Raw genomic sequence first — 23004 nt, forward strand, 5'->3', positions numbered from 1 at the left:
GGCTCAGGGGCGCCGACGGCGTCGTAGGCGCAAGAACACCAGCGCCGCGGCGACGGCCGCGGCGAGCGCCACGCCCAACCGCTTGGCGACCGGTACCCCCGCCGTCCGGAGCAGGTCGATCGGCTCAGCCTCGGAACGCACCGAAACCGAAGGCTCGTGGAGCAGCTCGGATTCTTCGAGGCGGACGGGCTCCTCTGCTCGTGCCTCGGGTCGGTGGGACGCTTCCTCGGGCCGGCCCGATTCTTCGAGGCGCTCGGAGAGACAGTCCGCGAATTGCCCGACCAGCTTGTCGCCCACCTCCGCCATGACTCCGCGCCCGAACTGCGCCGGACGCCCCGTCACCGTCAGATCGGTGTCAACCGACACGGCCGTGCCGCCGTCGCGTTCGGCGAGTGTGCCCGTGACCCTGGCCCGCGCCGTGCCCTGGCCGCGTGACTCCTTGCCGCTCGCGATCAGCACCATCCGGTGCACCGTCTCGTCCTGCTCCTCGAAGACGGCGGTGCCCCGGTACGTCAGCGTGATCGGGCCCACCTTCACCTTCACCGAGCCGGTCACGGTCTTGCCGTCGTAGTCCTCGACCGTCGCGCCCGGCATGCAGGGGGCGACCCGCTCGATGTCGAGGAGCACCTGCCAGGCGTCCTCGACCGGGACGGGGACCGTGAACTCGTGGTGCAGATCCATCATTTCCTCCTGGGTCGAGCTGGCCGGCAGACTCCTGGATCGGGCTCCTGCGACTGCTCCTGGATGGGACTACCTCGGATGGATCGCCCCGCCCGTGGCTGACAGGGGCGCTCCGCTGCCGCCCCACCGCAGCGCGACGATCTCCGCGGCGACCGACACAGCGACTTCCTCGGGCGTACGGGCCCCGAGGTCGAGCCCGACGGGCGAGCGCAGCCGGGACAGATCACGCTCCGAGAGACCGGCGTCGGTCAGCCGTTTCATCCGCTCGTCGTGCGTACGACGGCTGCCCATCGCCCCGATGTACGCGGCCGGGCGGCGCAGAGCCTCCTCCAGCAGGGGCACGTCGAACTTCGGGTCGTGGGTGAGAACGCAGATCACGGTGCGCGCGTCGGTCGTCGTACCGCCCAGATAGCGGTGCGGCCAGTCGACGACGACCTCCACGCCCTCCGGGAACCGTTTCGGTGTGGCGAAGACCGGCCGGGCGTCGCACACCGTGACCCGGTAGCCCAGGAAGGCGCCGATCCTGGCCACCGCGGCCGCGTAGTCGATCGCGCCGAAGACCAGCATCCGGGGCGGTGGCGCGAAGGAGTTGAGGAAGACCGTGACCGCGTCTTCGCGGCGCTCGCCGTGCGGCCCGTAGTGCCGCCGGATCGTGGCGCCCTGGGCCAGCTCGCCGCGCGCGTCGGCGGCGACGGCGACGTCCAGACCCGTCGATCCGAGGGAGCCCGACACCCCACCGGACGGCCCCGACTCCTCGTCCGGCCACACGGCGAGCGTGGCCCCGAGCGGCGCCGGTCCGTCGATCACCGTCGCCACCGTCACCGGGCGGCCCGCGGCCACCGACTCGGCCACCGCACCGAAGGACGGGTCGTCGGCGGGGGACACCCGGCGGACGAGCAGCGTGATCTCCCCGCCGCAGGTGAGCCCGACGGCGAAGGCGTCCTCGTCGCTGTACCCGAAGGTCTCCAAACGTGCCTCGCCGGACTCCACGACCTCCTGGGCCAGCTCGAAGACCGCGCCCTCCACACAGCCGCCGGACACACTGCCCACGACCTCGTCGGCCGGGCCCACGGCCATGGCCGCGCCCGGGTCGCGGGGCGTGCTGCGGCTCACCGTCACCACCGTGGCGAGCCCGAACGGCGACCCCGCCGCGTACCACTGGTTCAGCGCCGGGAGGATGTCACGCATCGCTCGCTCCCTTCACCGCGGGGTGCGTCTGCCTCAAGGGTCCGCCCTTTCCGTAGGGGCCGGTGCTCCTCAAGGCCCCGCCCTCTTCGCAGGATCCCGTTCTCCTCAAGGGTCCGCTCCTCTCACCACCGCCGCCAGACGCTCCAGCGCGGCCAGGCTGTGCCCCTCGACGAAGGCGTCCACGCTCGGCAGCGCCGCCGCCATCCCGCCGGCCAGGGGTGCGTAGCCGGGGCGGGCCTTGCGCGGATTGGCCCAGATCACCCGGTGCGCGAGCCGGTGCAAGCGTCGCATCTGTGCCGCGAGCAGAGCCGGATCGCCACGCTCCCAGCCGTCCGAGAGCACCACCACGACCGCGCCGCGCGCCATGCCCCGCCGGCCCCAGCGGTCCAGGAAGCCGCGCAGCATCTCGCCGAGCCGGGTGCCGCCGCGCCAGTCGGGGACCGCCGCCGCCAGTGCCGCCATGGCCGCGTCGGGGTCGCGGTGCGCGAGCTCGCGGGTCACCCGGGTCAGCCGGGTGCCGATGGTGAACACCTCCGTGCCGGTGCCGTGCGAGGCCGCGTGCGCGAACCGCAGCAGCGCGTCCGCGTACGGGGCCATCGAGCCGCTCACATCCACGAGCAGCACGACCCGGCGCGGGCGCTCGGCCCTGTCGTGCAGCCGCAGCCGGGCCGGCTCACCGCCGCGCCGCAGCATCTCCCGTACGGTGCGCCCCGGATCCACGCTGCCACGCCGAGCCGGGTGCCGCCGCGCGGAGCGCCGCACCTCGCCGCGCAGCCGGAACGCGGCCAGCAGCCGCCGCAGTTGCTCCCGCTCGGCCGCGGTGAGCCCGGCGAAGTCGCGGTGGCGCAGCACGTCGGTGGAGCTGGCGAGCGTGGCCGTCGGTACGGCGTCCTCCCGGGCCTGGGTCGCCGTGGGAGGAACGGGACCGGCGTCGCGGACGACCATGCGCAGCCGTGGCGCGGGCGTGGACCGCGGCGGGGCGCCTTCCGCCTTCGCGCCGAAGTAGGCCGCGAAGACCCGTTCGTAGCGTTCGAGATCGTCCTGGCTCCCGCACAGGGTGAGCCGTCCCGCCCAGTACACATCGGATCGCACGCCTGGGTCGAGGAGACCGAGCGCGCCGAGGAAGGCCTGCACGCGGTCGGGCGCGGCGTCGACACCGGCCGTGCGCAGGGCTCGGGCGAACCCGACCAGGACGGCGGACGCGTCGATGGTGTCCTCGCGTCCCATGCTGCTACGCCCCCCGGGCGGAAAGGATCGACGTCAGGTCGAGACCCCGGGCACGCTCGGCGTCCTCCCGGTACTTCAGTACCGACCCCAGCGTGGCCACCGCCAGCTCGGCGTCCACCTCGGTCGCACCAAGGGCGTGCAGGGCCTCGGCCCAGTCGATCGTCTCGGCCACGCCGGGCGGTTTGAGCAGGTCCTCGCCGCGCAGGGCCTGGACGAGCGCGGTGACCTGCTCGGCGAGCCGTTCGGTGACCTCCGGCAGCCTCCGTCTCACGATGGCGAGTTCGCGGGCGAAGCCGGGGTGGTCGAACCAGTGGTAGAGACAGCGCCGCTTCAGCGCGTCGTGCACCTCGCGGGTGCGGTTGGAGGTGAGGACCACGACCGGTGGCGACTTCGCGCGCAGCGTGCCCAGTTCGGGGATCGTGACCGCGTACTCCGACAGCAGTTCCAGCAGGAACGCCTCGAACTCGTCGTCCGCGCGGTCCACTTCGTCGACGAGCAGCACCGACGGATGGGTCTCCAGGGCCTGCAGGAGGGGCCGGGTGATGAGGAACCGCCGGTCGTACAGCTCGCCTTCGAGCCGGTCGGCGTCCGTGACGCCCGCCGCCTCGGCGGCCCGCAGGTGCAGGAGCTGGCGCGGAAAGTCCCAGTCGTACAGGGCCTGCGACGCGTCGATGCCCTCGTAGCACTGCAGCCGGATCAGCGGAGCGCCGGTCGCCTCGGCGAGGGCGGACGCGAGCGCGGTCTTGCCCACGCCCGCGTCGCCCTCGCAGAAGATCGGCCGGTGCAGCCGCAGCGCCAGGAAGCAGGCCACGGCCAGCCCGTCGTCGACGAGGTACCCCGTCTTCTCCAGGCGGGCCCGCACCTCGTCCGGACCGCTCAAGCCGTCCACGGCCATATCGGTGATGGGCTCCTCACCCCATCCCGCCGGCGGCCAGCACCGCCCGCTTGGTCAGGACCTGGGCGAGGTGCGCGCGGTAGGCGGGTGAGCCCGACGGATCGGACGACGGGTGTGTCCCGTCCGCCGCCACCTCGGCGGCCCGCTGCACCGCGCCCGGCGCCGCGGCGCCCACGAGCGCCTCCTCGGTGGCCCCGGCACGCAGCGGCGTCGAGCCCATGTTCGTCAGCCCGATCCGGGCCTCGGCGATGTGCCCGTTGTCGCGCCGCACCAGCGCCGCCACGCCGACCACGGCCCAGGCCTGCGCGACGCGTTGGAACTTCTCGTAGTGGAAACCCCAGCCGCCGACCGTCGGGATCTCCACCTCCACCAGAAGCTCGTCCGGCCGCAGTGCTGTCTGCAGATAGTCCACGAAGAACTCGCGCGCCGGGATGGCGCGCCGCCCCGCCGGCCCCTCCGCGATCAGCGTCGCGTCGAGCGCGAGGATCACGGAGGGCAGGTCACCGGCCGGATCGGCGTGCGCGAGCGAGCCGCCGAGGGTGCCGCGATGGCGTACGGCGGGATCGGCGACCGTCGCCGTGGCCGCCGCGAGCAGCCCGGCGTGCCGGCGTACCCGTGGGTCGCGGATGACGTCATGGTGCGAGGTCATCGCGCCGATGATCAGCGTGCCCTCGTCCTCGCGGATCCCGCGCAGCTCCGGAATCCGGCCGACGTCGACGACCAGTTCGGGAAAGGCGAGCCGCAGCCGGAGCAACGGCAGCAGGCTCTGCCCGCCGGCCAGCACCTTCGCGTCCTCGCCCGCGTCCGCGAGGGTGCGCACGGCCTCCTCGACGCTCGCGGGCCTGGCGTACTCGAATGCCGGGGGAATCATGCTGAGCCGTCCTTTCCGGAACGAGCCTGCTCGATGGCCTCCCAGACCCGCTGAGGCGTACAGGGCATCGCCAGCTCGGTCACCCCCAGCGGGCGCAGCGCGTCCACGATCGCGTTGACGACCGCGGGCGTCGAGGCGATGGTGCCCGCCTCGCCGACTCCCTTGGCACCCAAGGGATTCGAGGTGGCCGGCGTCTCCGTCCGGTCCGTCACGAACTCGGGCAGATCGGCAGCCGAGGGCACCAGATAGTCGGCCATCGTGCCCGACACCAGGTTGCCCTCGTCGTCGTACACCGCCTCCTCGTACAGCGCCTGCGCGATGCCCTGCGCGACCCCGCCGTGCACCTGCCCCTCGACGATCATCGGGTTGATGACACGGCCGACGTCGTCGACGCAGACGTACGAGCGGATGGTGGTCCGTCCGGTCTCGGTGTCGACCTCGACGGCGCACAGGTGGGTGCCGTGCGGGTAGGAGAAGTTCTCCGGGTCGACCAGGTGCTCGGCGTTGATGGTGGGTTCCATGCCGTCGGGCAGGTCGTGCGAGGAGAACGTCTCGAAGGCGATCTCCTGGATGGTCTTGCGCGCCTCGGGCGAGCCCTTCACGGAGAACACGCCGTGCGTGAACTCCAGGTCGTGCTCGCTCGCTTCGAGCAGGTGCGCGGCCACCTTCCGCGCCTTCTCCACCACCTTCTGGGCGGCGTGATGCACGGCCGCCCCGCCGACGACGAGCGACCGCGAGCCGTAGGTGTCCATGCCCTGCGGCGCCGCCTTGGTGTCGCCGTGCAGCACCTCGACGTCCTCGAAGGGCACCCCCAGCACGTCGGAGGCGATCTGGCTCCAGCAGGTCACATGCCCCTGCCCGTGCGGGCTGGTGCCGGTGACCACCTCGACCTTGCCGGTGGGCAGCATACGGATGCTCGCCGCCTCCCAGCCACCGGCCGCGTACCGCAGATCCCGCAGCACCCGGCTCGGCGCGAGCCCGCACATCTCGGTGTACGTGGACACACCGATGCCGAGGCGCACCACGTCGTCGTGCTCGTTGCGCTTCTGCTGCTCGGAGCGCAGTTCGTCGTACCCGAAGAGCGCGAGCGCCTTGTCGGTGGCGGCCTCGTAGTTGCCGCTGTCGTACGTCAGTCCCGCGACGGCCGTGTACGGGAACTCCTCGTGACGGATCCAGTTGCGCCGCCTGAGCTCGATCGGATCCAGGCCGAGTTCGACGGCCAGCTCGTCCATGATCCGTTCGATGGCGTACGTCGCCTCGGGGCGTCCGGCGCCGCGGTAGGCGTCCGTGGGCGTCCTGGTCGTGAAGACGCCGGTGCAGGTGAAGTCGTACGCGTCCATCTTGTAGATCGCCGGATACATGAAGGCGCCCAGGATCGGGATGCCCGGAGTCACGAGCATGAGGTACGCGCCCATGTCGGCCAGCAGATCGACCTTGAGACCGAGCAGCTTGCCCTCGTTGGTGGCGGCGACCTCGATGTCCTGGATCATCCCGCGTCCGTGATGGGTGGCGAGATACCCCTCGGACCGCGACTCGGTCCACTTCACCGGGCGGCCGAGCCGCCTCGCCACGGCGAGCGCGAGGGCCTCCTCGCCGTACACCTGGAGTTTGGAACCGAAGCCGCCGCCCACGTCGGGGGCGATCACCCGCAGCTTGTGCTCGGGGACGCCGGTGACCATGGAGAGCATGATCCGCAGGATGTGCGGGATCTGGGTGGCGGAGTAGACGGTGTACTCGCCGGAGGCGGCCAGCGGCGTCACGACCACCGCCCGTGGTTCCATCGCGTTGGGGATGAGCCGCTGCTGGACGTATCGGCGCTTGAGGACCACATCCGCGCGCTCCCGGACCGGGGCGTAGTCCTCGCCGGTGGCGAGGGGCCAGTCGTAGCAGCGGTTGGTGCCCTTGTCGGAATGGACCAGCGGGGCGTCCTCGGCGAGGGCGGCCTCCAGGTCGAGGACCGGGGGCAGCGGCGTGTAGTCGACCTCGATGGCTTCCAGGGCGTCGGCGGCGGCGTACCGGTCGCGGGCCACCACGACGGCCACCGGGTCGCCGGCGTAGCGGACTTCGTCGACCGCGATCGGCGGGTGGTCGGGGAGGACGATGTCCTCGGTGACGGGCCAGGCGCACGGCAGGGAGCCGAGGCCTTCGGCGAGGTCACGGCCGCTGAACGCGGCGACCACGCCGGGGCGTTCGCGCGCGGGTGCCACGTCGACCCGGTCGATGCGGGCGTGCGCCATGGGGCTGCGCAGGATCGCCAGGTGCAGCAGTCCGTTGACGCTGATGTTGTCCGTCCAGTTGGTCTGGCCGGTGACGAGTCGGGCGTCCTCCTTGCGCGGCCGGGAGCGGCCGACCTCGCGCTCGGTGACCTGGTCGGTCATGTCGTGACCTCCTGCCCGGAGGCGGCCAGGACCGCGCGCACGATGTTCTGGTAGCCGGTGCACCGGCAGAGGTTGCCCTCCAGGGCCTCACGCACTTCGTCCGAGGTCGGGTCGGGGTTCTCCCGGAGCAGATCCCGGGCGGCCATGATCATTCCCGGTGTGCAGTAGCCACACTGCAGGGCGTGCCGCTCGTGGAACGCCGTCTGCAGCGGATGCCACTCCCCGTCCCGGGCGAGCCCCTGGACCGTCGTCACTTCGCTCCCGTCGGCCTGGACGGCGAGCACCGAGCAGCTCTTGACGCTCTCCCCGTCGAGGTCGACCGTGCAGGCCCCGCAGTTCGACGTGTCGCAGCCGATGGGGGTGCCGGTCAGGCCCAGGCGGTCTCGCAGGTAGTGGACCAGGAGGAGGCGGGGTTCGACCTCGTCCTCGTACGTGGTGCCGTCCACCTTCACCGATATACGGGTCATGTGCCCTCCCAGAGAGCCAGGTGAGGGGTATCAGCCATTTTACGTGACGTGCGTCACTCTAGGGCCGAGCGTCGAGGGGGGCGAGCGGTGCGGCACGCATTTGTTGAGCGTTAATCCGTTGCTGTCGCACGCCGCCGACTGCTGCACTACGGGGGACGCGTCCACCAAGATCGAGGAGCAGCAATGCGCACACCGCTCATGTCCACCCAGGAAGGAATCACTCCCACTTCAAAGGACATGACGCCCGGTGCATATGCTCAACCTGGGAATTCTGGCGCACGTAGACTCCGGTAAGACAAGCCTGACCGAGCGGCTGCTGCACTCGGTCGGGGTCATCGACGAGATCGGCAGCGTCGACGACGGAAACACCCAGACCGATTCCCTCGCGCTCGAACGACAGCGTGGCATCACGATCAAATCCGCCGTCGTCTCCTTCGCGATCGACGACATCACCGTCAACCTGATCGACACCCCCGGCCACCCGGACTTCATCGCCGAGGTGGAGCGGGTGCTCAGCGTGCTCGACGGCGCCGTACTCGTCGTCTCGGCCGTGGAGGGCGTACAGGCGCAGACTCGTGTGCTGATGCGGACGCTCCAGCGGCTGCGGATTCCCACGCTCGTCTTCGTGAACAAGATCGACCGCGGCGGAGCGCAGTACGACCGTGTACTTGAGGGCATCTCCACGCGGCTCACCCCGGCGATCGTCCCGATGGGCCAGGTGGGTGAACCGGGCACGCGGGACGCTCGCTTCACCCCGTTCGACGACGCCGGGCTCCAGGCGTCCCTCCTCGATCCGCTCGCCGAGCACGACGACGACCTGCTGGCCGCGTACGGCCGGGTGTCGTACGACCGGCTCCGCGCCGCTCTTGTGCGGCAGACCGGGGAGGCCCTGGTGCACCCCGTGTTCTTCGGCTCGGCCATGACGGGAGCGGGCATCGCGGAACTGATCTCCGGGATCAAGGAGTTGCTGCCCTCGGCCGAGGGCGATGCCGATGGTCCGGTCTCGGGCACCGTCTTCAAGGTCGAGCGCGGACCCGCGGGGGAGAAGATCGCGTACGCGCGGATGTTCTCCGGGACACTGCGGACGCGCGACCGGTTGACCCTCCGCGACGGTGCGGAGGGCAAGGTCACCGCGATCAGCGTCTTCGACCAGGGCTCGGCCGCCCGGGAGGAGGCCGTGGCGGCGGGGCGGATCGGCAAACTCTGGGGGCTGAGCGACATCCGCGTCGGCGACATGATCGGCGCACCGCGGAAATCGCCGATCGAGGAGCACTATTTCTCCCCGCCGACGCTCGAAACCGTCGTCGTCCCGTGTCATTCGGCCGACAAGGGCGCCCTGCATGTCGCGCTGACTCAACTCGCCGAACAGGACCCGTTGATCAATCTTCGGCACGACGAAGTGCGCAAGGAGATCTCCGTGTCGCTCTACGGCGAGGTGCAGAAGGAGGTCATCCAGGCGACGCTGGCGGACGAGTTCGGTATGGACGTCATGTTCCGCGAGACGACGCCCCTGTGCATCGAACGGCCCGTGGGCACCGGTGCGGCGGTCGAGTTCAACAAGAAGGACGCCAATCCGTTTCTCGCGACCGTCGGACTGCGCATCGATCCGGCGCCGGTCGATTCCGGTGTGGAATTCCGGCTGGAGGTCGAACTGGGGGCGATGCCGTACGCGTTCTTCAAGGCGGTCGAGGACACCGTGAAGGAGACGCTGGGGCAGGGAATCCACGGATGGCAGGTCACCGACTGCACGGTCACCATGACCCATTCCGGCTATTCACCACGGCAGAGCCACGCCCACCAGGGCTTCGACAAGAGCATGTCCAGCACCGGAGCCGACTTCCGGGGCCTGACACCGCTGGTGGTGATGAGCGCGCTCCGGGAGGCGGGCAGCCAGGTGTACGAGCCGATGCACCGGTTCCGTCTGGAGGCCCCGGCGGACACACTCGCGGCGGTGCTGCCCGTGCTCGCCCAACAGCGCGCCGTGTCGCAGACCACGGAAATTCGCGGCGCCTCATGTGTGCTGGAGGGCGTCGTCCCGGTCGCCCACGTGCATGAACTGGAGCGACAGCTACCGGGGTTGACGCGCGGCGAGGGCGAGCTGGAGTGCGCCTTCGACCACTACGCGCCGGTCGTGCGAGGCACGGTCCCGGACCGGCCGCGGACCGACCTCAACCCGCTCGACCGGAAGGAGTACCTGCTGAACGTGACGCGACGGGTCGGCAGTTGAGATCTATGGGGCGTACGAGGCCCATGAGACGGATGGAAGAAGTAGAAACTTACTCATAAGTCAGAACCATTGACGCGTCCTGATGCGAACGGGACTGTAGTGGACATGTCGAAGTTACGTGCGCGTCTGCTCGGCGTTCTCGTGCTGATCACCGGCCTGCTGACGGCCGCGGGCACACAGCCCGCGGCCGCCGACCCCCTCCCCGACTCGCTGTGGTTCGACACCCAGGCGTCGACCACGCTCACCGTCGCGAACGGTCGTTTCACCGACGGCCTCGGCCGCGAGGTCGTGCTGCGCGGCTACAACGTCTCCGGCGAAACGAAGCTGGAGGAGAACAGCGGGCTGCCCTTCGCCTCGGTCGCCGACGCCAAGAAGTCCGCGACCGCGCTGCGCGCCCTCGGCGGTGGCAACTCCGTGCGTTTCCTGCTCTCCTGGGCGCACGCCGAACCCGTACGCGGACAGGTCGACACCGCCTATCTCGCCGCGGCCACCGACCAGTTGCGCGCCTTCCTCGACGTGGGAATTCGCGTGTACCCCGACTTCCACCAGGACCTCTACTCCCGTTATCTCTTCAACACGGGCAGTTGGTACAGCGGCGACGGCGCCCCCAAGTGGGCTGTGGACGCGGGCAATTACCCCCAGGAGTCGTGCGGGATCTGTCTCTTCTGGGGCCAGAACATCACCCAGAACGGGGCCGTCAAGCAGGCGTCGTACGACTTCTGGCACAACGCCTACGGTGTCCAGGGCGCCTTCCTCGACACGGCCCAGGCCACCATGACGTACGTCAAACAGCACCTCACCACCGCCCAATTCGCGGGCGTCGTCGGCTTCGACCCCTTCAATGAGCCGTACGCGGGCAGCTACGACTCCGGGCAGACCAGCCGCACGTGGGAGCGAGACGTCCTCTGGCCCTTCTATGTGAAGTTCCGGGCCCGCATGGACGCGGCCGGCTGGCAGGGCAAGCCCGCCTTCGTCGAACCGAACCTCTTCTGGAACGCCAATATCGACTCCCAGAAGCAGGAAGGCGGCCTGCTGGACGCGGGCACGCTGGGCTCGCGCTATGTGTTCAACACCCACTTCTACGACCAGAAGGCGATCTCGGGCATCCTCATGTGGGGCAAGGCGGGGGACGGCCAGTACGCCACCGACTTCGGGACGGTACGCGACCGGGCCTCGGCGGCGGGGACGACGGCGATCGTCAGCGAATTCGGCCACCCGCTCTCCGGAACGGTCTCGGACAAGGCCCCGACGGTCGTCAAGGCGATGTACCAGGCCCTCGACTCCCGGTTGCCGGGCTCCAGTTGGTGGTCGAAGGCGGCATCCTCCGGACCCGTCCTCTCCGGGGCCCAGTGGCAGTGGGACATCTACAACGGCCGCCACCACGAGCTGATGAACGACAACCCCGACAAGGTCCTGACCTCCGGCGACGCCTGGAACGACGAGGACCTCTCCGCCGTACGCCTGGACGACTCGGGCACCGCCGCCCTGCGCCAGGACGCGCGCCTTCTGGACCGGCTCTACCCCAGCGCCACCGCGGGCACCACGGTCGCCTTCACCTACGAGGACCGCTCACGTGACGGCTCCACCACGCTGACCTGGAATCCGATCCCGTCGTCTCTGCCGCATGTCTCCCAGCTGGTGGGAGCGGGCCAGTACGGGCTGCTGCTCTGGCGCTCCGACGGCAGCGCGGCCCCCACGGAACTCCACCTGCCGGCGTCCTTCCCGACCTCGGCCACGACGGTGGTGTCCGACCTCGGGGCGACGATCTCCCCGCCCGCCTACACCACGACCACCCCGATCGCGGTGGCCCCCGAGCCGGGCGGCACCGGCAGCCGCCGTCTGCTGCTCACCGCACCGGGCTCGGGGACTCTGCACTACGCGCTGGTCACCAACGGGGCGACGGCGCCGTCCGCCGATCTGTTGAGCGCGGCGCGGACCGAACTGGCGTCGTGGGCCGCGACGGCGGTCAACTAGCCGAAGGGCCCGTCCAGTTCGCCCCCACATGGCCGAGACGAACGCGCTGGGGGTGGTCGCCGACCGGCACCGACACCGTCTTCTGCCCGGTGGCGAACTCGATGGCGGTGACCTGGTCGGCGCCGCTCTCGGAGACGATGCAGTCCTTGCCGTCGCCGCTGACGGTCGCCCAGTACGGCTTGGAGGCGGTGACGAGCGGCCCCTCCTGGAGGGTGGCCCGGTCGACGACGGTCGCGTAGTCGTCCATCGTCCCGGCGACGCACAGCTTCGTCCCGGCCGGGTTCATCGAAATGCCGTGATGGCGGGAGTCGTTGACCCAGGTCGTGCGGTCGGTGCTGGTCGCCGGGTTCTTCGGCAGGGTCTTGACCCGGGTGATCTTGTCGGAGGCGACGTCGTACTCGAGGAAGCCGTTGAAGAACGACACCTGGAAGTACAGCTTGGACTCGTCGGGGCTGAAGACGGCGGGCCGGACCGCGTCGGAGTAGTCCGTGAGACCGATCGCGTCGAGCCGTTGCCGCATGTCGATCACCTTGACCTGCTTGAAGGTGGTCGCGTCGACGACGGTGATGTGCCGGTCGCCCTTCGTCCAGTCCAGCCACGGTTCGTCGAGAGCGGTGTTGACGTCACCGATCGCCATGTTCCAGATGTACTTGCCGTCGCGGGTGAAGATGTTCTCGTGCGGCTTGTCGCCGGTGGCGAAGGAGCCGAGCTGCTTGCCAGTGTTGATGTCCAGGACGTGCACGGTGTTCGCGGTCGAGGCCGAGACCGCGACGCGGGTGCCGTCGGGGGAGACCGCCATGTGGTCGGAGCGATAACCGGACACGGGGAAGCGCCAGTTGATGTGTCCGCTGGCGAGGTCGATCGAGACGACGTCCGCGAAGCTCGGACGGGACACGACCACCGACGTGCCGTCGGGGGTGGAGTACATGTCGTCGACGAACTGGTCGTGGCCCTCGCCGACCCCGTTGCGGATGGCCATGAAGTAGGCCCACTTGATCGGATCGGCGTTGATCGCGGCCAGCCGTTCGTCCTTGTCCGGGATGACGTTGATCCGGCCGATCTTCGCGAAGTCGCCGGTGGACTTGATGACGTCCGCGGTGCCGTCCCAGTTGTTGCCGACGAACATCACCTCGCGCAGATCGGCGGCGGCCTGTGCGGTGGCGGCGGTCGCCGTGCCGCCGAGGGTGAGGGCGAGGGCGGCGGCGAGGGAACAGAGGTGTCTGGGTCTGAGAGCAGACCTGGTGGGCCGGACAGACATGGTGGGTCCTTGTCGTAGGCGGGGGGTGCGAGTGCCGAGGGCATGACAAGAGATGGCGACGGGAAATCTGAACACGACCGCGTTCAGAATGACTTACTGGAAAGTAAGGAGGGGGCGGCTCTCTCCACAAGGGTCCGTACACGACAAAATCGTCGGAGGGTCGAACAGTTCGTCGGACCGGCAAGGGAGGAACGTGTGGCGGGCAGGCTCAAACAGCCGACCGGCCGTTACGGGGGCAGGACCGCCGAGGAGCGGCAGGCCGAGCGGCGCGCACGCTTCCTGGACGCCGCGCTCCAACTCTTCGGCGACAGCCCCGGGTTCCGGTCCACCACCGTCGCGTCGCTGAGCGAGGCGGCGGGTCTGTCGACGCGGCAGTTCTACGAGGAGTTCCGCACCCTCGAAGACGTCCTCGCCGCGCTGCACCTCCAGGTCAACGACTGGGCCGAGGAAGCGGCTCTGGCCGCGCTCGCCGACGCGCAGGACTTGCCGCTCGCCGAGCGCGCCACCGCGATCTTCCGCGCCTACGCCGCGAACGTGACGAGCGATCCGCGGCGGATCCGCATCACCTTCGTCGAAATCATCGGCGTCAGCCCGCGGTTGGAGGAGCAGCGTCTCGCTCGCCGGGCCCGGTGGGTCGACTTCATCTGCGCCGAGGCGGCGGTGGCCGCCGCCCGGGGCGAGGCGGCTCCGCGCGACTATCGCATCGCGGCGACCGCGTTCATCGGCAGCGTGAATGGACTTCTGCACGACTGGCGTGCCGGGTGGGTGGACGCGACGCTCGATGAGGTGGTGGAGGAGTTGGTGCGGCAGCTGTTGGGGATCTTGCGGCCGGAGGGGTGGTGCGGGTAGTCGTTTTTCGCCCCCGCCCCCAGACCCGCTGCTCCTCAAACGCCGGAGGGGCCGATTTCAGCCCGTCCGGCGTCTGAGGACGAGCCCGCCAAGGCCGATGGGGGCTTGGGGGCGGAGCCCCCAAGGTCGGGAATGGGCAGGGGTTGAGGGGGCGGAAAACTCCTCACCTCAGCCCGACACCCGGTGCACCGCCTCGGCCACCGGGCCCACCCCGTCCTCGGCCCGGATCCGCGCAGCCAGAGCCTGCGCCCGCCGCCTGTACGAGGGGTCCGTTGTCGCCCCTACGAGAGCGGACGTCAGCCGAGCGGCACTGAGCGCCCGCAGCGGCACGGCCCCCGGCGACACGCCGAGGGACACGAGCCGGTTGGCCCAGAACCCCTCGTCGAACTGGATCGGCACGGGCACGGCCGGCACCCCGGCCCGCAACCCGGCCGCCGTCGTCCCCGCCCCCGCGTGATGGACTACCGCGGCCATCCGCGGAAAGAGCACGGAGTGCGGCACCTCGCCGACCGTGAACATGTCGTCCCCGGTGGCCCGGAGTTCGCCCCAGCCCCGCTGAATCACCCCGCGCAGCCCGCTCGCCCGCAGGGCGCGTACGACCTCTGCGCTGAGCCGCTCGGGATCGGGCACGGTGGCACTGCCCAGGCCCACGAAGACCGGGGGAGGCCCGGCGTCGAGGAAGTCCCGCAGCGCGGAGGGCAGTTGGGCGTCCGTGCCGTCGTAGGGCCACCAGTACCCGGTGACATCGAGGCCGGGCCGCCAGTCGCGGGGGCGGCGCACCACGAGGGGGCTGAATCCATGGTGCACGGGCCAGCCCTGCCGCTCACGGGCGCGGCGCGCGGCGCCGGGGCCGATGCGCGGCAGGCCGAGCCGGGCCCGCAGGGTGTGCACGGTCTCCGCGAAGACCCGCTCGACGGCCATGTTCACGCCGTGCCCGGCCGCCCGGTTCACCGCGGGCCCCCATGAGCGCACGCCGGTCACCGGAGGCGCGAACTCCCTTGTCGGGGCGAGTGGTTGGAGATAGACACCCATGCTGGGCAGCGACAGCCCTTCGGCGACGGCATGCCCGAGTGGCCCCAGGGAACTGGACAGCAGGAGAACGTCACTGGAGTGAGCGGCCTCGATCAGATCGTCGGTCATCCGCCCGACGAGCGCCCGCGCCATCTCGACGACCCGGATGAGCTTCCCGGCGCCGGTGGTACTGCGGTGCAGCCCCTGCCCACGCTCGGATTCCAGCTCCGCGCGGGGATCCACGGGCAGCGCGTGAAATCCCACGCCCGAACCGGCCACCAGCGGCTCGAAACACCCGTGCGTCACCAGAGTGACCTGGTGCCCGGCCCGGACCAGGCCGTGCCCGAGCCCGGTGTACGGCGCCACATCGCCCCGCGATCCCGCGGACATGATCGCAACTCGCACGACGGTCAGTATGCCCGGGTTCACGGCCGGTGGCCCGCGGCTGTGCGACTCGTTTTCGCGTCCAGGGCGTTCCGGCGGCGAGCGTCGCCCCACGAGTGGCGACGGTCGTATCCGGCGCCGCGTCGGCGGGCACACTGACTTACGGTGATCCGGTCATGGCCGGAAATCGCTCTAGCTCACTTCAAGCCAGAATGATCGAATCGATGCTCGATTGATCTCGAGGGTGGGGTGGGGCTACGTGAAATCGATATCGTACTTGGATCTGCATCGCCGGGTTTCCGCGGATATCGAGGCGGAGACGGAATCCGCGCTCGAACGACTTGGCCCCTCGGCGAAATCCGTCAGGGCGACCGTCGCCAAACTGCTGGAGCACCGCACGTTCACATACCCCCTGTCGGTGCTGCCGATGATCGTCCATGCCGTGGAGACCGGCACGCCCGAACCTGCTGTTCCGCTGGCTGTCGTGCATGAGCTCTGGTGGACCTCGGCGTGCTATCTCGACGATCTCGCCGATGGGCAGGGCGCGTTCGTCGCCGGTGACCTCAGCGAGAGCGAGGCTCTGCTCGCCGCCGTCATCAGCGGAAATCCACTGCCGCTTCTGGTCGTTCAGTCTCCCCGGATTCCCGAATCGGTGCGCGGCGTTCTGTCGGCCGAGACCGTGAAGTGCTGGATCCTCGCGACCGAGGGCCAGTTGAGTGACCTTCGCGGAGATGTGGCCGCCACGACGCGTGATGCGGTGGTCACGGCGTACAGAGGGAAATCGGGTGCCCCCTTCAGCATGGTCACGGCCATGGCTGCCGAACTGGCGGGCGTTGAGAAGGGGAGAGTGGAGCTCTGGCGCGAGTTCGGCAATGTCTTCGGCATCCTGTGGCAGATCTTCAACGACCAGGAAGACATCCTGTCCGGCCGCAATGAAGACCTCCTGAACGGCACGGTGACCTACCTCCTGGCGTGCGCCCTCGAGGAGGCGGCTCCTCAGTCCACGGAGCGGGTTCTGGAGCTTCATTCCGCCGCGAGGAATTCTCGGCACGCCCGCGCGGAACTCACCGACGTACTTCTCTCACCTGCCGTTCTTCGCCGGTATGAGAAGGACATCAACGAGTTCCGCGACGAAGCACGCCGCATTCTGGACGAATTGGGCGGTGAGGCGGCGTATCTGTCCGCGCTGCGGCACCTCGTGGACGAATCCTCCCGGATGCTGCTCCAGACCGATCCCACCGACTCCGGCGCGGTGTAGAAGTGCCGAGCTAGCCGCTCGACACGGTCGTCACTACGGCCGCAGCCAGTACGAGGGCGGCGCCGAACAGAAATCCCGCGCACAGCCGCCGTCGAAGCGAGCGGTACCGCTCCTCGTACTCCGCCCGCAGTTCCCTGCCGCGTTGGGCGGTGCGCTCCCAGGAAAGCCGGGTGAGCGCAAGGTAGTTCTCCTGGAAGCGTGCCTCTACCTCCTCCCGCTGGGAGTCCGTCAGCCAGGCCAGCGAGCGTGTGAAACGGGCGGCTTCGGCGCGTCCCTCGGCGCGGGTGGCCTCGATGAGCAGATGGCCTTCGAGCTCGCTGATCAGGGCCCCCGCCTCCAGGGGACGGTCGTCCATCGCGGTCATCGGAGCTCCTTTGTGGCCGTCACCAACTGTGGGCCCGCGGCGGTGATTTCGGGGTGGTGCAGGTCGAAGGCCGGGGACTCGGAGCGGATGCGCGGGAGGGTGAGGAAGTTGTGCCGCGGTGGCGGGCACGAAGTGGCCCACTCCAGCGAACGGCCGTACCCCCATGGGTCGTCGACCTCGATCTTCTCGCCGTACTTGGCGGTCTTCCAGATGTTGTAGAAGAACGGCAGGAGCGAGAGGCCGAGCAGGAAGGAGGAAATGGTCGACACCGTGTTGAGTGTGGTGAGGCCCTCCACGGCCAGGTAGTCGGGAATCCGGCGCTGCATTCCATTGGCGCCCAGCCAGTGCTGGACGAGGAATGTGCCGTGGAAGCCCACGAACAGCGTCCAGAAGGTGATCTTTCCGAGGCGTTCGTCGAGCATCTTGCCGGTGAACTTCGGCCACCAGAAGTGGAATCCGGAGAACATCGCGAAGACGACCGTACCGAAGATCACGTAGTGGAAGTGCGCCACCACGAAGTACGAGTCCGAGACGGGGAAGTCCATCGGCGGCGAGGCGAGCATCACGCCGGTCAGACCCCCGAAGACGAACGTGACCAGGAAGCCGGTGGCCCACAGCATCGGGGTCTCGAAGGACAAGGACCCCTGCCACATCGTGCCGATCCAGTTGAAGAACTTCACGCCCGTAGGCACGGCGATCAGGAAGGTCATGAAGGAGAAGAAGGGGAGCAATACGCCGCCGGTGACGTACATGTGGTGGGCCCATACGGTCACGGACAGCCCCGCGATCGCGATCGTCGCACCGATGAGACCCATGTAGCCGAACATCGGCTTGCGCGAGAACACCGGAATGACCTCACTGATGATGCCGAAGAACGGCAGCGCGATGATGTACACCTCTGGATGGCCGAAGAACCAGAAGAGGTGTTGCCAGAGCAAGGCTCCGCCATTTGCCGCATCGAAGATGTGGGCGCCGAACTTGCGGTCCGCCTCCAGGGCGAACAGCGCGGCCGCGAGGACCGGGAAGGCCAGCAGGACCAGCACACCGGTCAGCAGCACGTTCCACACGAAGATCGGCATACGGAACATCGTCATGCCGGGAGCGCGCATGCAGATGATGGTCGTGATGAAGTTGACCGAGCCGAGGATCGTGCCGAAGCCGGAGAAGGCCAGACCCATGATCCACATGTCGGCGCCGATGCCCGGCGAATGCACGGCGTCGGACAGGGGCGCATACGCGAACCATCCGAAATCGGCGGCTCCTTGGGGAGTCAGAAACCCGCCGACGGCAATCAATGAGCCGAAGAGATAGAGCCAATACGCCAGCATCTGAACCTGAAAGCGTGATGTCGGTCCCGTTCGTCGGACATCGGGCCCTCCGAGCCGGTAGTCCAGTGCGGGTGAGGTATGCACAGGGCGGCGGGTTGACCGACGCTGGGAGGACAGCGCGGGAGCGTTTGCGGCTGCAGGCCGTCGAGCGTTTCGAGGGCGGGCAGAAGAACGCGGAGATCGCGGTCGCGTTGCGGGTGAGCCTGCGTTCGGTGGAGCGGTGGCGCCGGGCTTGGCGCGAGCAGGGCGAGGCCGGCGTGCTGTCGAAGGGCTCGCCGGGGCGCTCGAAGCTCAGCGAAGCCCAGGTCGTGAGACTGGAACGGGAGTTGGAGCGCGGTCCGCTGGCTCATGGGTGGGTGGATCAGCGGTGGACGTTGGCGCGGATCAAGACGTTGATCGGTCGGTTGTTCCACGTCTCCTACACCGTCGAGGGCACCTGGCAGCTGCTGCGGCGGCACGGTTGGTCATGGCAGCAGCCCACGCGGCGGGCGATCGAGCGTGACGATGACGCGGTCGAGGTGTGGAAGAAGGAGATCTGGCCGCGGGTAAGAGCACCGCGGCGGAGCGCGGCGCCTACCTGGTCTTCGAGGACGAGGCCGGGCAGTCGATGACTCCGCCGCGAGCCAGGACCTGGGGCCGAGTCGGCCAGACACCGGTCGTACGAGTGCGCGGCCGCGGTTCCGGACGGGTGTCGATGGCCGGGATGACCTGCTACAAGCCCGGCGAGCGATCCCGGCTGATCTACGCGATCCGCGAGTACCGGGGCCGCAAGGGCGAGCCGAAGGGGTTCGGGTGGCGCGACTTCCGCGACCTCATCGTCCGTGCTCACATCCAGCTCGGCACCCCGATCGTGCTCGTGTGGGACAACGTACGCCTCCACCTGACCGCTGGCATGAAGGACTTCATCGCCGCGAACTCCGACTGGCTCATCGTGTTCCAGCTGCCGACCTACGCCCCTGATCTGAACCCGACCGAGGGCATCTGGTCGCTGGTGAAGCGCGACCTCGGCAACCTCGCGGCCGCCGACCTCGGCCAGATCACCCGCGCGGTCAAGCGCAAGCTCAAGATGTTGCAGTACAGGCCGCAGGTGATTGACGGCTGCTTCGCAGAAACGGGACTGAGGTTCAGCGAAGCACCCTCGACCGCTGCCCCCGCCTTCGCGACGACGCGGTGAGCGTGCCCATCTTGATCCTGGGCGGCCGGGATGGGCATGGGCAGGGGTAGCGTGTCGTCGTCGTAGAACGACGTGGGCACCAGGGAGGTCTCGGATGCGGGCGGACTATCGCAGCTTGCCGGGCTTCGAGAAGATCCAGCTCGAGGGCAGCTACGTGTTGGGGATCGAAGCCCGCCCGGGGAAGCTGATGTTCAGGCTGGACCTGATGCTCGATCCAGGGCATCCCAACTTCGGCCCGCCGCTGGGAGACGATCGGGCCTGCTTCCGTCCGGCTCTGCTCTGTTTCGACGCCGTCCGCGGCCTCACCTGGACTGACCAGGGGACTCCGCCGGCCCGGGATGCGAGCGGGGAGATCGACTACGGCACCATCGACGAGTTCACGTGGATCGCCGGGGAGTTCGCGCTCGTCGGAGACTGGGGCCGAATTCAGGTGAACTCCCATCAGACCCCGAAGCTGGAGATCGAAGTCGTCCACGGCCCGCGGCCATGACCGCTCCCGGGTGTCTCCGTGTCGGCCAGCCCACCGCCCGGCGCCACTCGTAGATCGTTGAGCTACCGCACCAACACGCGCGCGTCGGCTGGGTGATCGTCACCGACATCACGCTTTCAAGTTCAGATGTTGAGCCGCGGGAACGCCACATCGGGCGCGCCGATCTGCAACGGCATGATCCAGTTCGCGAAGCCGGCGAAAAGCGGGGTGGCGAACATCAGCAGCATCACGGTGCCGTGCATCGTGAAGGCCTGATTGAACTGCTCGTTCGACATGATCTGCAGTCCCGGCCGGGCCAGTTCGGCGCGCATCAGCAGCGCCATGACCCCGCCGACGCAGAAGAACCCGAACGACGTGACCAGATACAGCGTGCCGATCGTCTTGTGGTCGGTGGTGGTCAGCCACTTCACCGCGGCGAGTCCAGGACGCCGCGCACGCACGGGAGGGGGTGCGGGCGGCGCGGTAACAGTGTTGCTCTCCATGCCCCGCCTGTGTCCGGCGCCCGCCCCACCGTCACACTGGAGCGGAGCGACGAGCGTCACATCGGCGGGTGTGACGATCACGAACCTGCCGGACACCTACGGATTATGAGCAACGACGAGACCTTCGCCGCTGCCTATCGCGAGCACTACTGGGCGGTCAGCCGCTACGTTGCGCGGCGACTGGACGGCCGGAGCAGCGATGTCGAGGAGGTGGTGGCGGAGGTCTTCACCGTCGCCTGGCGGCGGCGGTCCGACCTCCCGCCGTCCCCCCTTCCCTGGCTGTACGGCGTGGCACGTCACTGTCTGGCCAATGCCGTACGCGGCTACGGGCGCCGCCGCAGGCTCGTCGACCGGCTCGGCAACGACGAGAGCGCGCACGGCAAGCAGGTGGTGGCGGGCCCCGACTCCGAGTCGCCGGGCGACTGGGTGCACGAGGCCCTGGCCCGGCTCTCCCCGGCCGACCAGGAAGTGCTGCGGCTGACGGCCTGGGAGGAGCTCGGCATCGACGAGGTCGCCGTCGCCCTCGGCTGCGGCAGCCGCGCCGCGGCGATGCGTCTGCACCGTGCCCGCCGCCGGCTCAGAGCCGAGATCGACCGCCTGCAGATCACCGTGGCCGCCGGCACCGAAACGCCCCGCCGCGACACCCCGAAGGAGCACGGCCATGGCTGACGAACTCGAATTGCTGCGCCGCGCCAACCCGGTGCCGTCCGCCGACCCGCGCTTCCACGAACGCCCGCTGGACCAGCACGCCGAGCGCCGCCTCAACCACCTGCTGCACAGCGCGCGCCCCCGCCCTTGGCGCCGCTGGGTCTGGAGCGCCGGGACCGCGGCGGCCGTCGGCATGGTCGTCCTCGCCCTCACGCTGTCGGGATCGACCACCACCCCCGCCGTGGCCGCCCCGCGCGCGCTGGTCGTCGAGGCGGGCTCCGCCCCCGTACCCCTGGACCGGCTCGCCGACCGCGCGGCGGCATCCGACAGCTCGCTCCCGCTGCTCCAGGGCACCCACGTCCAGACCTGGAGCCTGGGCATGACCTCAGGACCCGAGGCCCGGCCGCCGATCACGCTCCCCGAGGAACGCGTCGTCCGCTGGAAGTCCGACGGCAGTCACACCGAACTCGTCGTGGCGACCGACCCGCGCCACCCGGGCAGGCCGGTCATCACCGACGCCGGCCCCGTCCCGCGCACGGTCGAGGACGGCCATGTCCTCAGCAGGCAGACGTACCCACCCAGTTGGAGCGACGCACCGCCCCAGGCGCGACCGCCGCACGACGCCGAGCGGCTGCGCGCCTATCTTGAGGAGATCGACCCGATCGAGGCGATGGACACGCCGCAACTCCTTGACGCCGTCGCCCAGTTGCTGGACCACTGGACGCTCGGTGCCCGCGAGACCGCCGCGCTGACCCGTGTCCTCGCCGACGCGAAGGGCCTGCGCCCGGCCGGAGCGGTCACCGATCGGCTGGGCCGCCAGGGGCAGGCGTACGTGTACGACGACAAGGCCCACTCAGGCCGCAGGATGCTGATCCTGGACCCGGCGACCGGAGCCGTTCTCGGCCTTGAGGACACGGTCACCAAGGCCGATCCCGAGTTCGGCGTCAAGGCCGGGGACGTGATGTCGTACAGAGCCTGGATGCGCTGAACCGGGAACGTCAGACGCCGAGTTGGAGCTCGGCCCCCGTGACGGTCTGCTCCAGCAGGACCGCGATCGTCATGGGGCCGACGCCACCCGGCACGGGCGTGATCAGCCCGGCCCGGGTGACGGCGGTGTCGAAGTCGACGTCGCCGACGTTCCCAGGGTTGTAGCCCGCGTCGATCACGACGGCTCCCGGCTTGATGTCCTCGCCGCGGATCAGCCGGGGGCGTCCCACGGCGGCCACCACGATGTCCGCCTCGCGCACCACCGAGGACAGATCCGTCGTACGCGAATGGCAGTACGTCACCGTCGCGTCGCGCCCGAGCAGCAGCATGCCGACCGGCTTGCCGAGGATCGCGCTGCGGCCCACGACGACGGCCCGCCGGCTGGCCGGGTCCACGTCGTACTCGTCGAGGAGCCGCATGATGCCGCCGGGCGTGCAGGACACGAAGCCGGGCAGGCCGTAGCTCATCGCCGAATAGGAGCTCAGCGTCACACCGTCGACATCCTTCTCAGGGGCGATGGCCTCGAACGCCGCGCGCTCGTCGATGTGCGGTCCGACCGGGTGCTGGAGCAGGATGCCGTGCACGGTCGGGTCGCCGGAGAGGGCTTCGAGCGTGGCGACCAGTTCGGCCGTCGTGGTGTGGGCGGGCAGGGCGACGTGCCGCGACTCGATGCCGGCCTTGCGGCTGCGGTTCTGCTTCATCCGCACGTAGGTGACCGAGGCGGGATCCTCGCCGACCAGCACCGTCGCCAGACACGGAGCCGCACCCGTACGGTCCTTGAGGTCGGCCGCACGCTTGGCGGTCTCCTCGACGATGCGGCGGGCGAGACCGGCGCCGTCCATGAGCTGGGCCTGGGACATGTG

20 protein-coding genes and 2 pseudogenes are annotated in these 23004 nt (G+C 69.6%); 9 read left to right on the plus strand and 13 right to left on the minus strand.

Annotated elements, in window-relative coordinates; all coding sequences use genetic code 11:
* Nucleotides 1–3 precede the first annotated feature (3 nt).
* From AB5J53_RS45915 to AB5J53_RS45945, 7 genes are all read right to left on the minus strand, one after another.
* Nucleotides 4–681: an SRPBCC family protein gene (locus AB5J53_RS45915; RefSeq protein ID WP_369251508.1), complete on the minus strand. Its 678-nt coding sequence runs from the start codon at nucleotides 679–681 to the stop codon at nucleotides 4–6.
* Nucleotides 682–750: 69 nt separating this feature from the next.
* Nucleotides 751–1869 (minus strand): XdhC family protein, encoded by a 1119-nt coding sequence (locus AB5J53_RS45920; RefSeq protein WP_369251509.1) that lies wholly within the window; start codon nucleotides 1867–1869, stop codon nucleotides 751–753.
* Nucleotides 1870–1974: 105 nt separating this feature from the next.
* On the minus strand, nucleotides 1975–3096 hold the full coding sequence (locus tag AB5J53_RS45925; protein ID WP_369251510.1) for a VWA domain-containing protein: 1122 nt from the start codon (nucleotides 3094–3096) through the stop codon (nucleotides 1975–1977).
* Nucleotides 3097–3100: 4 nt separating this feature from the next.
* The gene (locus tag AB5J53_RS45930; protein WP_369251511.1) at nucleotides 3101–3991 is read right to left on the minus strand and encodes an AAA family ATPase; all 891 of its coding nucleotides are present in this window, start codon (nucleotides 3989–3991) and stop codon (nucleotides 3101–3103) included.
* 16 nt (nucleotides 3992–4007) lie between these two features.
* Nucleotides 4008–4862, minus strand: a complete 855-nt coding sequence (locus AB5J53_RS45935) for a xanthine dehydrogenase family protein subunit M (RefSeq protein ID WP_369251512.1) — start codon at nucleotides 4860–4862, stop codon at nucleotides 4008–4010.
* Nucleotides 4859–7240, minus strand: coding sequence for a xanthine dehydrogenase family protein molybdopterin-binding subunit (locus tag AB5J53_RS45940; RefSeq protein WP_369251513.1), 2382 nt, complete (start codon nucleotides 7238–7240; stop codon nucleotides 4859–4861). The genes AB5J53_RS45935 and AB5J53_RS45940 overlap by 4 nt, the downstream gene beginning before the upstream one ends.
* Nucleotides 7237–7707 carry a (2Fe-2S)-binding protein gene (locus AB5J53_RS45945; RefSeq protein WP_369251514.1) on the minus strand — a complete coding sequence of 157 codons (471 nt, stop codon included), beginning with the start codon at nucleotides 7705–7707 and terminating at the stop codon, nucleotides 7237–7239. The genes AB5J53_RS45940 and AB5J53_RS45945 overlap by 4 nt, the downstream gene beginning before the upstream one ends.
* 247 nt (nucleotides 7708–7954) lie before the next feature.
* On the opposite strand from AB5J53_RS45945, the gene AB5J53_RS45950 reads away from it, so the two are divergent.
* A complete protein-coding gene (locus AB5J53_RS45950; protein ID WP_369251515.1) occupies nucleotides 7955–9934 on the plus strand; it encodes a GTP-binding protein in 1980 nt (659 codons plus the stop codon).
* Between the two features lie 105 nt (nucleotides 9935–10039).
* Complete coding sequence (locus AB5J53_RS45955; RefSeq protein ID WP_369251516.1) at nucleotides 10040–11908, plus strand: endoglycosylceramidase; 1869 nt, start codon at nucleotides 10040–10042, stop codon at nucleotides 11906–11908.
* Here the strand turns inward: AB5J53_RS45955 and AB5J53_RS45960 are convergent.
* Complete coding sequence (locus AB5J53_RS45960; protein ID WP_369251517.1) at nucleotides 11901–13166, minus strand: YncE family protein; 1266 nt, start codon at nucleotides 13164–13166, stop codon at nucleotides 11901–11903. The genes AB5J53_RS45955 and AB5J53_RS45960 overlap by 8 nt on opposite strands.
* Nucleotides 13167–13361: 195 nt before the next feature.
* Between AB5J53_RS45960 and AB5J53_RS45965 the strand changes: the two genes are divergently transcribed.
* Nucleotides 13362–14015 carry a TetR/AcrR family transcriptional regulator gene (locus tag AB5J53_RS45965; RefSeq protein ID WP_369251518.1) on the plus strand — a complete coding sequence of 218 codons (654 nt, stop codon included), beginning with the start codon at nucleotides 13362–13364 and terminating at the stop codon, nucleotides 14013–14015.
* A 168-nt stretch (nucleotides 14016–14183) separates the two neighbouring features.
* Here the strand turns inward: AB5J53_RS45965 and AB5J53_RS45970 are convergent, their stop codons facing one another.
* Entirely contained in the window at nucleotides 14184–15416 is a 1233-nt protein-coding gene (locus AB5J53_RS45970; RefSeq protein WP_369252885.1) for a glycosyltransferase, read from the minus strand.
* 238 nt (nucleotides 15417–15654) lie between these two features.
* Between AB5J53_RS45970 and AB5J53_RS45975 the strand changes: the two genes are divergently transcribed.
* Nucleotides 15655–16668 carry a polyprenyl synthetase family protein gene (locus tag AB5J53_RS45975; protein ID WP_369251519.1) on the plus strand — a complete coding sequence of 338 codons (1014 nt, stop codon included), beginning with the start codon at nucleotides 15655–15657 and terminating at the stop codon, nucleotides 16666–16668.
* Nucleotides 16669–16678: 10 nt separating this feature from the next.
* Here the strand turns inward: AB5J53_RS45975 and AB5J53_RS45980 are convergent, their stop codons facing one another.
* The gene (locus AB5J53_RS45980; RefSeq protein WP_369251520.1) at nucleotides 16679–17032 is read right to left on the minus strand and encodes a hypothetical protein; all 354 of its coding nucleotides are present in this window, start codon (nucleotides 17030–17032) and stop codon (nucleotides 16679–16681) included.
* Nucleotides 17029–18369 (minus strand): annotated as a pseudogene (locus AB5J53_RS45985) (cbb3-type cytochrome c oxidase subunit I); the annotation flags it as partial. The pseudogene AB5J53_RS45985 and the gene AB5J53_RS45980, both read right to left, overlap by 4 nt.
* Nucleotides 18370–18431: 62 nt before the next feature.
* On the opposite strand from AB5J53_RS45985, the gene AB5J53_RS45990 reads away from it, so the two are divergent.
* From AB5J53_RS45990 to AB5J53_RS46000, 3 genes are all read left to right on the plus strand, one after another.
* Nucleotides 18432–18971 (plus strand): winged helix-turn-helix domain-containing protein, encoded by a 540-nt coding sequence (locus AB5J53_RS45990; protein WP_369244355.1) that lies wholly within the window; start codon nucleotides 18432–18434, stop codon nucleotides 18969–18971.
* Complete coding sequence (locus AB5J53_RS45995) at nucleotides 18968–19534, plus strand: transposase (protein WP_369252050.1); 567 nt, start codon at nucleotides 18968–18970, stop codon at nucleotides 19532–19534. The genes AB5J53_RS45990 and AB5J53_RS45995 overlap by 4 nt, the downstream gene beginning before the upstream one ends.
* Before the next feature lie 94 nt (nucleotides 19535–19628).
* Nucleotides 19629–20024 (plus strand): hypothetical protein, encoded by a 396-nt coding sequence (locus tag AB5J53_RS46000; protein ID WP_369244356.1) that lies wholly within the window; start codon nucleotides 19629–19631, stop codon nucleotides 20022–20024.
* 125 nt (nucleotides 20025–20149) lie between these two features.
* Here AB5J53_RS46000 and AB5J53_RS46005 read toward each other — a convergent pair.
* Nucleotides 20150–20506, minus strand: a pseudogene (locus tag AB5J53_RS46005) (cbb3-type cytochrome c oxidase subunit I); the annotation flags it as partial.
* Between the two features lie 105 nt (nucleotides 20507–20611).
* On the opposite strand from AB5J53_RS46005, the gene AB5J53_RS46010 reads away from it, so the two are divergent.
* Nucleotides 20612–21175 (plus strand): RNA polymerase sigma factor, encoded by a 564-nt coding sequence (locus AB5J53_RS46010; protein ID WP_369251521.1) that lies wholly within the window; start codon nucleotides 20612–20614, stop codon nucleotides 21173–21175.
* A complete protein-coding gene (locus AB5J53_RS46015) occupies nucleotides 21168–22142 on the plus strand; it encodes a CU044_5270 family protein (protein ID WP_369251522.1) in 975 nt (324 codons plus the stop codon). The genes AB5J53_RS46010 and AB5J53_RS46015 overlap by 8 nt, the downstream gene beginning before the upstream one ends.
* 10 nt (nucleotides 22143–22152) lie before the next feature.
* Here the strand turns inward: AB5J53_RS46015 and AB5J53_RS46020 are convergent, their stop codons facing one another.
* Nucleotides 22153–23001 (minus strand): bifunctional 5,10-methylenetetrahydrofolate dehydrogenase/5,10-methenyltetrahydrofolate cyclohydrolase, encoded by an 849-nt coding sequence (locus AB5J53_RS46020; RefSeq protein ID WP_369251523.1) that lies wholly within the window; start codon nucleotides 22999–23001, stop codon nucleotides 22153–22155.
* Nucleotides 23002–23004 lie beyond the last annotated feature (3 nt).

The sequence above is a fragment of the Streptomyces sp. R41 genome (genome assembly GCF_041053055.1).
In the GTDB taxonomy this organism is placed as follows: domain Bacteria; phylum Actinomycetota; class Actinomycetes; order Streptomycetales; family Streptomycetaceae; genus Streptomyces.